The sequence below is a fragment of the Schaalia sp. ZJ405 genome, assembly GCF_011038885.2.
Taxonomy (GTDB): Bacteria; Actinomycetota; Actinomycetes; order Actinomycetales; family Actinomycetaceae; genus Pauljensenia.
The window spans coordinates 21,840-35,691 of record NZ_CP064952.1; the positions used below are offsets into that span (position 1 = coordinate 21,840).

Here is a 13,852-nt window from a genome sequence, read left to right on the forward strand (position 1 = left end):
GACGTCATTTCAGATTCGCAAAGAGCGAGCGTATTTTTCGATCGTGGTCGGTTGCTCAGTGCTCAGCGTCCTCAAGCGATGCGAGCCACCGTTCGGCGTCGAGTGCGGCACGGCAACCGGAGCCGGCCGCTGTGATTGCCTGCCGGTACGTGTGATCAACGGCGTCACCGCATGCAAAGACACCGGAAAGATTCGTGCGCGTTGACGGTTCGTCAACAATAATGTAGCCCGCGTCATCGAGTGCCACCTGGCCAGCGAGAAAAGCCGTGCGGGGGAGGTGCCCGATAGCAACGAAAACACCATCAACGTCGAGCTGCGAGGTTGAGTTGTCGACGGTTGAACGCAGAGTCACGCTGGTCACCGCGTCGGAACCGTTGACGGAATCAACCGTGGCGTTCCACCGGAAATCAATTTTCGGATTCGCTGTGGCCCGGTCCGCCATGACCTTCGAGGCACGAAGCTCGTCACGTCGGTGAACAACGGTGACGCGGGAGGCGAAGTTCGTCAGGAAGGTTGCTTCTTCCATCGCGGAATCACCACCACCGATGACTGCAAGGTGTTTGTCGCGGAAGAAGAAACCGTCGCAGGTGGCACAGTAGGAGACCCCACGGCCAGAAAGCTCGTCCTCGCCAGGAACATTCATGTGGCGGTATTCCGAACCCGTTGCCACGATGACAGCTTTCGCGTAGAAAAGCTCATCGTCAACGGCGACAACTTTAATGTCACCATCAAGTTTGACGGCGGTGACGTCCTCGTAGCGGATATCAGCACCGAACTTTTCCGCCTGCTCGCTCATGTTACCCATGAGGTCAGGGCCCTGAATACCTTCGGGAAAACCGGGGAAATTCTCCACCTCGGTTGTATTCATCAGCGCACCACCGGCACTGAGAGCTCCAGCGAGGACGAGCGGGTGAAGGCCAGCTCTTGCCGTGTAGATTGCCGCGGTGTATCCGGCGGGACCTGACCCAACGATGATGACGTTGTGAATCTTGGCGTCTGCGGGAACGGGAGCGGCAAGAAGCTCGGAAGAAACCGTGTCCTCGGTGGGCGGCGTCTTTACGGCGTCGGAGTCCGTTGTGGGAGCCACGCCGGGAAGGGAGGCAAGTCCGGGGACAGCGAAGTCTGTCATCTCATCATCCAATCATCGATACGGATACTCTCGGTGCTGACCTACGTGCCTACTTGACGTGGAGTTCGTTAATCCACGCCCAGATGTTGCCGTCAACGGACACCGGCAGTGTCCTAAACGACAGGGCGATCGCGTTGGTCTCAACGGGTTCGGGCAGCGGAATGGTTGTCGTAGGAGATAACGCTGACGAGGTGAGTTCTGTTCCCCCACGCGGATTATTCGTGTCGGTGACGTTGCGCACGACAACTTCTCCACCCTGGGTCGTGGGATCCATGTCGAGGCTGACTTCGGAAACCTTTGTCTTCCCCGCAAAATTGACGAGGATCGTAATGTTTGAGTCGTCAAGGAACACGTTGTAGTCATACCAGCGTGAACGCCAGGAAGTTGCCGGGTCGCCGTCGATCATGTTGACGGCCAGATCCGGGTGATCACCCCCATCGTTACGCCATGACAGGATAGATACTGAACTGATCTGCGGAGCCTTCACTTCGGGCTTCGGTTCCGGCGCTGCCTCACCGGACTGTGCCCCCGACTGCTGCGCGGACTGCATCTCGTTCAGGCGCGCATCGATGTTGAGTTTCGCCGGTGAAAGGGCGACGGAGAATGACCAGATTGCGCCAACGATCACGAGAATGAGCGCGAAGATGAGCGTTGGGGCTGTTGGATCGATGAGGCGACGTCCCTGCGAATCACGAGGCTCGTTGCCACTCCCGCCTCCACCGGGCCCCCCAGTTGCTCCGCCGCGACCCGCAGAACCTGAACCTGAGCCGCCCGAGGCTGCACGTGCCGCGGTCGATGCAACACCTGCGGTGGCTTTTGAGGCTGCTCCGAGCACGGCATCTCGAAAACGACGGGTAGATGAGCGAGGTTGATCATGAGGTGGCTCGTCATGAGGTTCAGCGGATTCCCTGTCCTCAGCATTGACCTGCGGAATCGATGTATGTGCGGCCGGAATCGCCTGAGCGTCATCTAAGATTCGCCTGTCAGACTCTGACGGATCGTCATCAGCGCCCTCGCGAGGAGTGGACGGTGAATCGCTGACAGTGGCGGCAGCATCCGCAGCAAGTGGCTGATCAACCGGAACACCGCCAACAGCTTCAGCGGCGCGGGCACCGGCGTCCTCGGCCTCGGAATTGGTGGATTTCTTCACGGCATTGCGTGCGCTGAGCATCCACCCTGAGATCACGGAACCGGTGCTGGTAAGGAAGGCCTGAGCCCTATCCTGAAGCGACGGGCCTGCCTGGGGCTCGGGTACCTCAACGGGTGCGTCTTCCTCAACTCCCTCATCGGGACCGGAAACAACCGCATCGAAATCCGGAACGGACGAATGGTCATGAGATTCCAAAGCGGCGGTGAAACCCGAAGGTGTGGACTCGTCGGTCGAGGGAGCGTCCGTGGGGATTAACTCATCATCGCGGTCCATGTGTTCCTCCGTTTGCGTGGAATACTCAGACGCCATTATGGCGGTATCCGCATGCAATTGCGGTGATGAAACCGCGAGGAAGTGACGAATAGGAGCGGGGACACGCAAGCGTGCAAGGAGCGGTGCGATGGTTGCTGCCGAATCCTTTGGGCTCAAGACACGGACCGCCAGCATATAAACGATCGATGTGATGACCGCAACGAGGACCATTTTGGCGAACGCAACGAGGAAACGAATGACCGTTGACTTAATTGGTGTTTCCACTCCAACCAAGACAAGGACACCGAAAGCAACGGTGCCAGCAACTGCCGCACTCACAGCAAGTTTCCCGTAGGAGGTCAACAGTTCTCGCGCGTTGACCAGGGGATTGCGACGTGACACCCACACAACGGCGATAATTCCGTGGACAAGCCGGCATACCGTTTCACCTAACGCCGCTCCAACGACCCACCAGTGCGCTCCCGTGAGGAAATACATTCCCCAACCAACAATGACCTGAAGAATCGTTGGAACAATTCCCATGAGGAACACAGGGCGCACGTCCTCGTAAGCAAAGAACACACGCTGTGACATGAGAACCAAGCCGGTTGAGGCAACACCCGGCATGAGGGCCACAAGGATCCACGCGTAGGAAATAACAACGTCCTGATGGCGCGTTGAATACAGGACCATCTGCATCATGGGAACGGATGCGGCCATGAAAATTGCCGCCGCCAGGAGCGTGAGCGACGTGATTGTCTGAACACCCAGATGGTAGTGGGAGGCAACGGACCGATCGTCCTTCTCACTGACAGCTTCGGCGAGGCGAGTGAAAATCGCCGTTGTTAACGACACGGTGACCAGGGACTGAGGCACCATGAACATCATGAATGCCGTGGCATAGGCATTGATTCCCGCGATGACCGTTCCCGATATCAAGACTCCGTGAGCATCGAACACGGGTTTCACGGTCTTCGCATAGGCATCGGCGAAAGCAGCGATGTTATTCGTTGACAAAACACCGATCTGTGAGACAGCGAGGGTGGCGAAAGTCCATCCGGCAACCTTGGGCACAGCCCCGAAGGACGTGTGACGGAAGTGGAAATCCAAGGACAGGCGTATCCCGGCACGCTTGATGGGGACCAGGAGGATCAGAGCCTGCGCGATCACACCGAGCGTCGCTGATCCTGCGAGCACCCAGAACTGAGCAGAAGTGAAGTCCGCAACCTCGATACGTGAATCGGTCTTCCCCCACAGCCCAAGAAACGCAACTAGCCCAGCGATTCCGATGATGTTATTGACAACCGGAGCCCACATATACGGCCCGAAGATTCCGCGGGCGTTGAGAAGTTCACCGAGAAGGTTGTACAGGCCGTAGAAAAAGAGCTGGGGAAGGCACAGCAGAGCAAAGAGAATGGCGAGTGTGCGGATTTCCGTGTCGTAGGCCGCAGCCGTGACGATCACGAGGAGGGGAGCGGCGATGAGCGACACGATCGTCACGAGGAACAGAATTGTCCCAGCGAGAGTCAGGAGCCGATTGACATACACCTGCCCGTCGTGGCGACGTTTGATGGCGTTGACGATTTGGGGGACCAGCACGGCATCGAGAACTCCCGATGCCAGAAGATTGAACACCGTGTTCGGAAGAGCGTTTGCCGTCTGAAAAGCCGCGGAAACACCGCCGCCCGCACTCCCGATTGCCGCCAGAAGCAACGCTGAACGAACAAAACCGAGGATGCGTGACGCCATCGTTCCCGACGCCATGAGAGCGCTTGCCCGAAGAACGGAGCGACGCTGAGTCCCCGACGCGGTGAGGGCCTTTTCGGGCTCCTGATCACTCATTCGCTCTCCTTTGGTGGTGCTGATAACGAGGGCCGTACGGCCTCCAACGCGTGATGGGCCGCCACGCGGTGTCGTCGTTGGCGGACTGTGCGAACCAGGCCGAACAGGAAGAGTACTCCAAGAAGGGCCGCCATTGTGATGGTGAACGCGTCTTCCCAGCCTGCGTGCAAGCGAACAAGAACGGACTGGGATCGCTCAATGACAGACCCATCGGGAGTTGAAATGACGTAGGTCACCTCAAGGTCGCCCGAACCGATCGCTTCGACAGGGACATCAACCGTCGTGACCGAACCGGCAGGAATGGTTTTCTGCGTTGCCCGGGGCACTCGCATTCGCGGGTCTGCAGGATCAAGAGTCACAGCAACCGTCACGTCCCAGGCAGATGCGTTGCTGACTCGCACGGGGAAGTCCGCGGACTTATTGATCAGGTTGATTGACGAGGACGGTTGAACGGAGATCGTGGACCGGAGGCCAACGACGTGTCGAGACAGTGCCGATGCCCGGCTCACCTGTGTTTTTGGTGGGATCCCAGCACCAATTGCCCCAAGAGCCCGCGTGGAAACCTCCGCGAGGACGGAGGTGGGATCGTTCGTTGCCGCGGCGAAAGGCTGAATGGACGTGAGCGCTAAATCCACGGTCTTGAGCGCCTTGTGAGTATCTTGCGGAAGGTCGGGAGTGGGGACTCTGTCGCGTTCAATGTCGGTCGCTTCGGACTGGGCAAGGTCGCCGAGGGTCATGCCTGAGACCCAGCGTGATCCCAGCAGCGTCGACACGCGATCCGTGAGATTCTCAGTCAACGGGGTTCCGCGGGGAGTCAGAGCAAGAACTGCCCGCGAATAGTTTGGGAGTTCCCGGGTGATAATTGCTGAGATCGCCTGGACCGCCTGGGAAGCGTCGAGTTGGTCGCCGGCCTGGGAACTCTGCCAGCCGAGGATGTCACTCAGTGCTTTATTCGAGGCAAGAACCGTTGCTGTTTGCTCAGTTTCGCCCGTCGGTGATGTTGATCCATCTGACGTCGATACTTCCACTCGCGAGGTGGGGGTGTAACTCACGGTGTAATCAGCGGGTGTGAGCGCTCCGGGTGGGGCAAGGGTAACGGCCGTGGAAAATGTTGAGATGTGGCGCTGACTGAAGGATGAGGACGCTGGCCACACGACATCGTCAAGTACCGTGGGTCCCACAGTTGTTTGTGGATCAACAACGGGATCGGAGCCATCTGACTGCTGACTCTCGCCTGCGTTGTCCTGCGGGTGCGCGATCCATCCTGCCGCCGCCGGGGTCAGAGGGAATGCCTCAACGGATGCTTTCGCTTGGGAAATCAGCGCGGACTGATCGGCGAGGGCGAGCGCTCCGACATCGGGGTCTCCCGCCGGGAGTGCAACGACTTCCTTCATTGTGGAATACAACCCGATGATGAAATTCCAGTCGCGCAGAGCCGCGGCATTCGCGGCCTCGTCCTCGTCCCCCTTTGGTGTTTGCGAAGAATCAGCTGGCCGGTTTGGGGTGTGCGCTGAACCGCTCATCGAGGAGGTGTCCGCTGTGCGTCCCGACGAGGATTCCGACGATGACGGCTTGGGTGATGTGGGCACCGAATCCGTGGGAGCCGACGGTCCTTTGGGCACAACGGTTGGGTCGATGGCCAAGGTTGAGCCGGTGAGGCCACCAAGGTGAAGAAGGGCCTCACGTTCGCGTTCACTCTCCGGCGTCACGAACTGGGTCGAGGACGAGGACGAAGCTACCGCGTTATCCACAGTCCACGGAGTAACGACCGTGACCCGCGTCGGTTGAACCTCAACCCCTGAATCCCACAGGAGAATGGTCCGATCCTCACCTTGATCATTTCCGCTCCTTGCGGTGACAGCAACAACGCGTGGCCCCCATTCGGAGGCATCACCAAAGGGCAGAGTGGATGTGGGGATGGTCAGTGAAAATGGAACGCTCGCACCCGGGGCGATATCGCTGCCAAGCTGAGACTGCAAGACGGGGGCTGCGAAAGGAATCCCAGATGTCAGGGTCTGTGTCAGCTCCTGAACGGATATCGGTGTTTGCCAGTCAACGGCAACGGACAACAGCGGTGCACTCACGGTCTGCTCGGTGGTGTTTTTCACCGTCCCTGAAAGAGTGACCTCCGTTTGTGTCGTGATGACGGCGGGTTGCAGGGAGTCAATACTCACGGCCAATCCCTGTGAGACCGTCGTATCACCGAGCACCGCCGGGCGTTCCGATTGAGTTTTCACGGTTGCCTCGGTCGCTGCCGTGGGGTTCATTGACGAGGACGACGCCGCGGGCACCGCCGCGACGGATGCGAGGGAGGGAGTCAGTGTGAATGATGCCGCGATGACGGCGGTCACTGCGTGAAGGAACCGACGCCTGCGCATCACAAATCCCGATACAACAGGTCAAGGGCGATTGACACGATGCGGCGTTCGTTGGGGTAAGCGAGCCTTTGACTCACGGATTTCAGGGGAATCCATGCGGCGTCCTCGGCCTCGTGATCGGGGTCGCCCTCAACGGAGATCTCTCCGGAAACAAAACCCATGAGGTAGTGGTGAACAACTTTGTGGACGCGGCGGTCAGAGCCTGAGAACCAGTAGTCGATGGATGCGAGGTGGCGAATGATGCGTCCGTTAATTCCCGTTTCTTCGGCAACCTCACGAAGAGCCGCTTCTTCGGGTGTTTCCTTTCCCTCAAGGTGTCCCTTGGGAAGGCACCATTCGATTCGGCCCGCACGATTACGTCGAGCAATGAGTGCGGCATAGGGGATGCCGTCGCGAATATCGACAACAATTCCGCCGGCGGAGGTTTCAGAGGAGATCGGAAGATGCGGCGAATGGCTGTGCACTGTCTGCACGGAGGTACGACGACGAGGGGGTCTGGGAACCCCTGGTCGCTGGTCCTTCGAACGTACAGGCATAGGTCCACTCTAATTGCTTGACGGCGGAATATGATCCCTGGCGGCCGGGTTCACATGATGAGCGAGGTGCAACATTGACAACACCACAGGAAAAGGTGACGCGGCGACTGGTCGCACACGGTGGATCGTGGCACGCTTGAGGGGATGAGCGCCGAGACCACACTAACCCCGCACGATATCCCGACTCTTCTTGCCAACGGGCACAGGACTTTTGCTGCCCTCCCGCCAGAAATCCTTGAGCTTGGGCAAGTTTTCCAGGCAGCCGGTGAGGAAATCGCCCTCGTGGGTGGGCCGGTGCGCGACGCCTTCCTTGGCGTCACCCCCCACGACTTCGACATGACGACCTCTGCGCGACCCGAACGCACCGAAGAACTTTTAGGCCAGTGGGGGCAAGCGGTCTGGGACGTCGGCAAAGAATTCGGAACGATCGGCGGGCGTTGCGGCGACGTCGTTGTTGAGGTAACGACGTATCGGACGGATTCCTACGAGGTGGGGTCGCGTAAACCCGATGTCGTTTTCGGTGACACCCTCGAGGGTGACCTCACGCGCCGTGACTTCACCGTCAATGCGATGGCGATGCGTCTGCCGGCAATGGTGCTCGTGGACCCGCATGACGGATTGAAAGACCTGGCTGATGGGCGTTTACGGACTCCAGTGACGGCAACCCAGTCTTTCGACGATGATCCGTTGCGGATCATGCGTGCCGCCCGCTTTAGCGCCCAGCTGGGGCTAGATGTTGACCTTGACGTGATGGATGCGATGGAGGAAATGGCGGGGCGACTCGACATTGTCTCCGCCGAACGGATTCGCGCTGAACTGGAGCGCCTGATCGTGTCGCGGTGGCCGAGGCGCGGCATCGAACTCATGGTGCACACCGGGGTTGCGCGCATCGTTCTCCCGGAGGTCGCGAACCTCGTGTCCACTGTTGATGAACACAAACGCCATAAGGATGTTTACGAACACACGCTGACAGTGGTCGAACAGGCGATGGATCTGGAAACCGGGCCGGATGGTGCCGTTCCTGCCCCTGATTTTGTTTTACGTTTTGCCGCGCTCATGCACGACGTGGGTAAGCCTGCGACTCGCAGGTTCGAGCCGAATGGCACCGTGTCTTTCCATCACCACGAGATCGTTGGGGCAAAACTCACGCGTACTCGGATGAAAGCGCTGCGTTTCGACAAGGCAACAACCGAGGCCGTGTCCACCCTCGTTGCCCTTCATCTCCGTTTCCACGGGTACGGTGAGGTCGCATGGACGGACTCGGCGGTTCGGCGCTACGTTGCCGATGCCGGTGACCTCCTTGAACGTCTCCACCGCTTGACGCGCGCGGATTGCACGACGCGGAATAGGCGCAAAGCTGAGCGTCTGAGCGCTGCCTACGACGATCTTGAGGAGCGGATTGCGAAGCTGCGCGAGCAGGAGGAACTTGATGCGATCCGCCCCGATCTTGACGGCGACGAGATCATGAGCATTCTGGGTTTGCGTCCGTCGCGTGCCGTGAAGATGGCGCGTGACTATCTGCTGAATCTGAGGATGGAGCGCGGTCCTCTGGGTAAGGATGCGGCGAAGGATGCCCTGCTTGACTGGTGGCAGTCCGATGAGGTGCGTGAAATCGCGAATGAGTACCAGGCTCAGCAAGCCAAATGGGAGGCACTTGTCGCCGAGAAACGGGCGCGCAAAGCTGCGGCGAAGGCACAGGCGCAGCGCTCCGCTGAGCAGCAGTGACGTTGAGAGAACAGTCAGGTAGGGGACAACGGATCGACGTCTGACCCACCGGCATATCGACTCTATGCGCGGAATGTGACTTTCTTCTAGGAGCGTCAAACTGGTCACGAATTCGGGTGATTTTCAGCTTCAGTGCGTAGTCTGAACGCACTGAAGTCTGTTGAGAGGCTGAATTCGTGGCACATACCGACGGAAAAATGGAGTGGGATGACATTGTGGGAGGGTCGCGCTCAACGCATCGTCCACCCACACGCGCTGACGTAGCGCGAGCTCAGAAGCGTTCACGTTCCGGCTCTGGGTCCACTCGCGCACAGACCAAGAAAAAGACGCGCGGAGCGCGTCCGTCCTCGTCCCCGCGCAAGACCGCACCGACGGGCTCCAAGCGCAAGGCGAAGGGCGAGGGGCGTCAGCGGTCACTTGGCCGAAAGATCGGGCTGGGTATCGTCTTGACGATCCTCGGGATCACAGTCGTTGGGATCGGGGCGTTCTTGTACCTGTATGCAACGCTGAAAGTGCCGGCCGTTGACGACATGGCGCTCGCTCAGACGACAACCGTCTACTACGCAGACGGCACAACCGAGATGGGGAAATTCCAAACCGTTGACCGCCAGGTCATCGACTCATCGACCCTGCCTGATTACGTTGCACACGCCGTTGTTGCTTCGGAGGATCGGTCTTTCTACACGAACTCCGGCATTGACTTTAAGGGAATTTTCCGCGCTCTCATTAACAATGTGACAACCGGTACCCGTCAAGGTGGCTCCACGCTGACCCAGCAGTACGTTGAACGTTACTACATGGGCGAAACAACGTCGTACAAGGGGAAAGTGAAGGAAGCAGTGCTGGCGGTGAAAATCAACCGTGAGCAGACCAAAGACGAGATCATCGGCAACTACCTCAATACGATCTACTTTGGGCGCGGAGCCTACGGCATTGAGGCAGCTGCGCAAGCCTATTTCGCGCATCCGGCGGCCGAATTGACGCTTTCTGAGGCCGCTCTCCTGGCTGGAATCATCCCCGCGCCCTCTTCGTGGGATCCCGCAGTTGATTCCGATCAGGCAAAATCCCGGTGGAAGCGCGTCCTCAAGCTCATGGTCGAGGACGGATGGATCTCCCAATCCGAGGCCGACAAGGCAACTTTCCCTGAGACTGTTGAGCCGAACACGCAGACGGAAGAAACGATGAGTGGTCCCAACGGCTACCTCATGGAGCAGGTGCGTCAGGAACTCATTGCCACCGGCGGATTTACCGAGGAAGAAGTTCTTTCCGGTGGTCTGAAGATTACCTCGACGATCGACAAGGCCCGTCAGGATGCGGCGGTTGCCGCGGCTACGTCGATGACCGAGGTTGAGGGATGGGATCCCGTGCATATGCACACGGCGCTGTCGTCGGTTGATCCGAGCAACGGTGAGATTGTTGCCGAATATGCCGGCGCTGACTATCTCAAACGTCAGCAAAACGCTGTTACTCAGGACATCGCGATGGCGGGATCCTCATTTAAACCCTTCTCTTTGTTGGCGCATGTCCGAAAGGGCGGCAGCATCCGCGAGACCTTTAACGGAAACTCTCCGGAGACTTTCGATGGGTTGACTGACCCCGTGCAGAACAACGATGGGATTTCGTGGGGAACCGTGGACTTGAAAGCAGCGACCCAGAATTCTATTAACACAGCCTTTGTTGAACTCAATGAGAAGATCGGCCCGGCCAGTACCCGTCAGGCTGCCGTCGATGCGGGTATTCCCGAAGACACGGTTGGCCTTGACGACACGTTGCTCAACGTCCTGGGATTCGCCGCTGTACACAACATCGACCTGGCTACCGCGTATGCGACATTCGCTAACGGTGGTAACCGGGTGACACCGCACATCGTTCGAGCAGTGTCGGACTACCAGGGAAACAAGGTGTACGACGCACCGACCTCCGTCAAACAGGTGTTTACGGCTGAAGAGGTCAGTTCGGTTCTTCCCGCGCTTGAAGCCGTCACGACCACAGGAGGCTCTGCCCAGGCAGTGTCAGTGGCACTGCCAGACATTGCATCCGGCGGAAAGACGGGAACGTCCTCGCAGCAGCTTTCCGCGCAGTTCGCGGGCTTCGTCCCCGGCCTCGTCACCGCCGTGTCGATGTATCAGTCGGATGACAACGGCAACTCTGTTCCCCTGAAGAACATTGGTGGACTCTCGGCTTTCTACGGGGCGGACTGGCCCGTCGATGTGTGGGTGAAATACATGAAGGTAGCGACCTCGAGTCTGCCCGACAAGGACTTCACGTGGCGCGTGAAAATCGTTGACAAGTATCAGCCTCAGTATCAGGCTCCCGTGCAAGAGGAGCCACAACCGGAGGAGGAAGCTCCCGAGCCAGCTCCCGAGCAACCACAGCAGGAGACGCCGACCCTTCCCGAAGAGAACGAGGACAACAACAACCCCAATCAGGGTGACAATCATGCCCCAGGAACGGGTGGCTATGCGCCGCCCGGAGAGGGTTCAGGCGGAAACGGAGGCACGGGCGCAAACGGTTAGAGAATCCGAATTCTTTGCAGGAAAACGGTAGACGCCACTCATTGTTGGCACCTGTCTAACGCGCGCTCGTCCTCGTCCCCTGATCGGTTCCGAAGGATGCCTCAGAGGTCGTGGTATAGCCGAGCTCCACGGGAGTGAGACCCAGGCGTGCCGCGATCCGCTGCTTGTCGTCGTCGCTTGCCAGGTCACGAATCCACTCGACGTAGCGAGGAGTATCTGAGTAGACCTCCTGCGTCAACGGGTTTCGTCGGAACTTGACGATGCGGTACATGTGAACGCCGAACACCCAGATGTTGGCAACAAGAGCTGCCGCCGAAAGCAGGAACATGGCCGTTGGGTTATGCGCGGAACGGTGAGCGAAAAGTGAATCCTCTGTGAAATGTGGGAACGTCAAAACAACCGCGGACCACAGCGTGAGAGTGTAAGCCCGGTACTGGATCCACGCGCCGCGACCCAAGCGCATGAACGCGGGAATCGTGCATGCTGCCAGTAGCGCAACGCCCGAATACCAGGCCCGGTCAGCGAGGCAGTTATACACGTACGCGAGGTTCCATAGGTCGTAGGCGATGATCCACCCGAGAGTGAGGTCACCCCAAATGAGCGCCCGATCTTTCTTCTTCGAGACGAAAATTCCGATCCACCCTGAGATCGCTAGGAGATTGAGGATCCCGGCGATGCCGTTCATGATGTTCCACGGCCCACCCCAGGTGACCATTCCCTGTGTGGGATCGTGGCCGTGGATACCGAAGCACTGGAAGTCGCGGATCACGGCCTCGGCGATGTTGACCGCAAGAATGACCGGTGGAATCAGCAGGTACCAGCGGTTGTGGCGGAGTTTGGGGAAAACCTGAAGAGCAACTAAGCTCAGCGACCCAAGGAGTGCCGAATACTGCTTGACGATGGGGAACCAGCCTGCCGAGGCCGTGCCCGGAGTGGATGTCGGCCACCAGAAGATCGACAGCGCAACCGGGATCACGATGAAGACGGCGAGGACTACCCAGCGTGAACGTTGCGCCAACCACGCGACAACGGCGAGCGCGGCGATGACGACGACGAGCATCGCATAGTCCCACCATTGGCCGACCTCGAAGAAAAAGAGCGTCGGATAGTCGGGAGGGGTGATTGTTGGCAGTGGCATCACCGTGCCTCTCTTTCCGAATGTTCTTCCTTGCCCCAGTTGGGAAGGTAGGAACGTTCAAGTTTCTGACGGATCTGTTCATCCCAGGAGAACGTGGGTTCGCTCCATCCCTCGAAGTACTGAGAATCGATGTCATCGGACCAGGGGGTGTTGGGACCGAGAGGTGGCCATGACGGGTCATCTGTGACGGGCGGGCGGATTTCGGCGACCGCTGGATCTTGGCGTCCGTAGCGGAACCACTGGGTGTAGGTGTCTTCGAAAAGTGGGGTGCCGTCGTGGCGTCCCGCCGGGGTTGTGGAGTGGAAGAAACGTCCGCCGAGCATTCCGCGCATAAAACGTCCCGTGAGGTGCTGTTTCTTGCGGAATTCAAGGACGCGCTTGACGTAGATGTTCTGCATATGTGTCATGCAGCCGCCGACGAATTCGATGTTCACCCAGTTCAGGGCTTTCTGGAAGGTTGAAGCAGGTTCGTATCCGATGCGCCAGTGGTTAATGAGGCGGGTGCGGCCGCCCTTGAGAGGAATCATGTAGAAGCACCAGGCTGCTGCGAAGTGCGTCATTCCGGGGAAACGGAAAGCGTAGGAACCCGGGGCTTTAGGTGGGTTCTTCGTGTCGACCCACTGGACCATGTACTTTCCTGGGACGATGTCGGCCCATTCCATCGACATTCCGTGGAAGTCGAAAGCGGCGATGTCGCCGGGCATCATCGAGTCGGGCTGCTGGAATTCCTCTTGAATTTCGTAGGAGTTGAAGAAGGGGAGTCGAGCGAAGGTGCGTTCGAGGAACTCGGAGGAGAATGATCCGGTTTTTTCGGCACCGATCTGCTTGAAAAGACGCCACACCGCGTAAGCGGGAGCGTCAATTGTCGTGGCGTAGGTTGAAGAGTAGCCGTTGTCGTAGTTCGCGTCGATGAGGTCGTCCCCGGGGTAGCGCCACGATCGTTCTTCCGGGGTGGCTTTGCCTGAGAGCTGGCTAAAGGCAAACATTCCGCCGAGCAGGGCAGCTGTACCACCGAGAGCGCAGGTAGCGAATGTGCGAGTGCGAGGTGTCGTCATTGTTTCTCCTGTGTTTGTGCCCGACGTGTGTGGGGCGTTCTTTTCTTCGGTCCACCATGTATTTCAGTGTTTGTAAAAAGAGACCGAAGTCACCCATCCGAAGTATTGACAGACTAGAGTAGTCGCTTAAA

The 13,852-nt window shown here is 58.7% G+C and carries 8 protein-coding genes; 2 read left to right on the forward strand and 6 right to left on the reverse strand.

Features of this window, described 5'->3' with window-relative positions:
* Positions 1-55: 55 nt before the first annotated feature.
* Genes trxB through G7Y41_RS00115 form a run of 4 tightly spaced genes read right to left on the reverse strand, consistent with a single transcriptional unit; the run spans position 56 to position 7,287 of the window.
* Positions 56-1,129 (reverse strand): thioredoxin-disulfide reductase, encoded by a 1,074-nt coding sequence (trxB, locus tag G7Y41_RS00100; RefSeq protein WP_165315497.1) that lies wholly within the window; start codon positions 1,127-1,129, stop codon positions 56-58.
* Between the two features lie 49 nt (positions 1,130-1,178).
* Positions 1,179-4,373, reverse strand: a complete 3,195-nt coding sequence (locus G7Y41_RS00105) for a lipid II flippase MurJ (RefSeq protein WP_165315496.1) — start codon at positions 4,371-4,373, stop codon at positions 1,179-1,181.
* On the reverse strand, positions 4,370-6,751 hold the full coding sequence (locus G7Y41_RS00110) for a DUF6049 family protein (RefSeq protein WP_165315495.1): 2,382 nt from the start codon (positions 6,749-6,751) through the stop codon (positions 4,370-4,372). The genes G7Y41_RS00105 and G7Y41_RS00110 overlap by 4 nt, the downstream gene beginning before the upstream one ends.
* A complete protein-coding gene (locus tag G7Y41_RS00115; RefSeq protein WP_165216955.1) occupies positions 6,751-7,287 on the reverse strand; it encodes an NUDIX hydrolase in 537 nt (178 codons plus the stop codon). The genes G7Y41_RS00110 and G7Y41_RS00115 overlap by 1 nt, the downstream gene beginning before the upstream one ends.
* Before the next feature lie 144 nt (positions 7,288-7,431).
* Here G7Y41_RS00115 and G7Y41_RS00120 point away from each other — a divergent pair, with 144 nt between their 5' ends.
* Together G7Y41_RS00120 and G7Y41_RS00125 are read left to right on the forward strand one after the other, a co-directional pair.
* On the forward strand, positions 7,432-9,012 hold the full coding sequence (locus tag G7Y41_RS00120; protein ID WP_165315494.1) for a CCA tRNA nucleotidyltransferase: 1,581 nt from the start codon (positions 7,432-7,434) through the stop codon (positions 9,010-9,012).
* Between the two features lie 176 nt (positions 9,013-9,188).
* Positions 9,189-11,528 carry a transglycosylase domain-containing protein gene (locus G7Y41_RS00125; RefSeq protein WP_231367304.1) on the forward strand — a complete coding sequence of 780 codons (2,340 nt, stop codon included), beginning with the start codon at positions 9,189-9,191 and terminating at the stop codon, positions 11,526-11,528.
* A gap of 55 nt (positions 11,529-11,583) precedes the next feature.
* Here the strand turns inward: G7Y41_RS00125 and G7Y41_RS00130 are convergent, their stop codons facing one another.
* Together G7Y41_RS00130 and G7Y41_RS00135 are read right to left on the reverse strand one after the other, a co-directional pair.
* Positions 11,584-12,666, reverse strand: a complete 1,083-nt coding sequence (locus G7Y41_RS00130) for a DUF5692 family protein (RefSeq protein ID WP_165315493.1) — start codon at positions 12,664-12,666, stop codon at positions 11,584-11,586.
* Positions 12,666-13,721, reverse strand: a complete 1,056-nt coding sequence (locus G7Y41_RS00135; RefSeq protein ID WP_165216962.1) for a hypothetical protein — start codon at positions 13,719-13,721, stop codon at positions 12,666-12,668. The genes G7Y41_RS00130 and G7Y41_RS00135 overlap by 1 nt, the downstream gene beginning before the upstream one ends.
* Between the last annotated feature and the right edge of the window lie 131 nt (positions 13,722-13,852).

What these genes read in the sequence shown, in the direction of transcription:
- trxB (WP_165315497.1), bottom strand. Translation starts at nt 1,129, where the DNA reads ATGACAGACTTCGCTGTCCCCGGACTTGCCTCCCTTCCCGGCGTGGCT.
- G7Y41_RS00110 (WP_165315495.1), bottom strand. Translation starts at nt 6,751, where the DNA reads ATGCGCAGGCGTCGGTTCCTTCACGCAGTGACCGCCGTCATCGCGGCA.
- G7Y41_RS00135 (WP_165216962.1), bottom strand. Translation starts at nt 13,721, where the DNA reads ATGACGACACCTCGCACTCGCACATTCGCTACCTGCGCTCTCGGTGGT.
- G7Y41_RS00105 (WP_165315496.1), bottom strand. Translation starts at nt 4,373, where the DNA reads ATGAGTGATCAGGAGCCCGAAAAGGCCCTCACCGCGTCGGGGACTCAG.
- G7Y41_RS00130 (WP_165315493.1), bottom strand. Translation starts at nt 12,666, where the DNA reads ATGCCACTGCCAACAATCACCCCTCCCGACTATCCGACGCTCTTTTTC.
- G7Y41_RS00120 (WP_165315494.1), top strand. Translation starts at nt 7,432, where the DNA reads ATGAGCGCCGAGACCACACTAACCCCGCACGATATCCCGACTCTTCTT.
- G7Y41_RS00115 (WP_165216955.1), bottom strand. Translation starts at nt 7,287, where the DNA reads ATGCCTGTACGTTCGAAGGACCAGCGACCAGGGGTTCCCAGACCCCCT.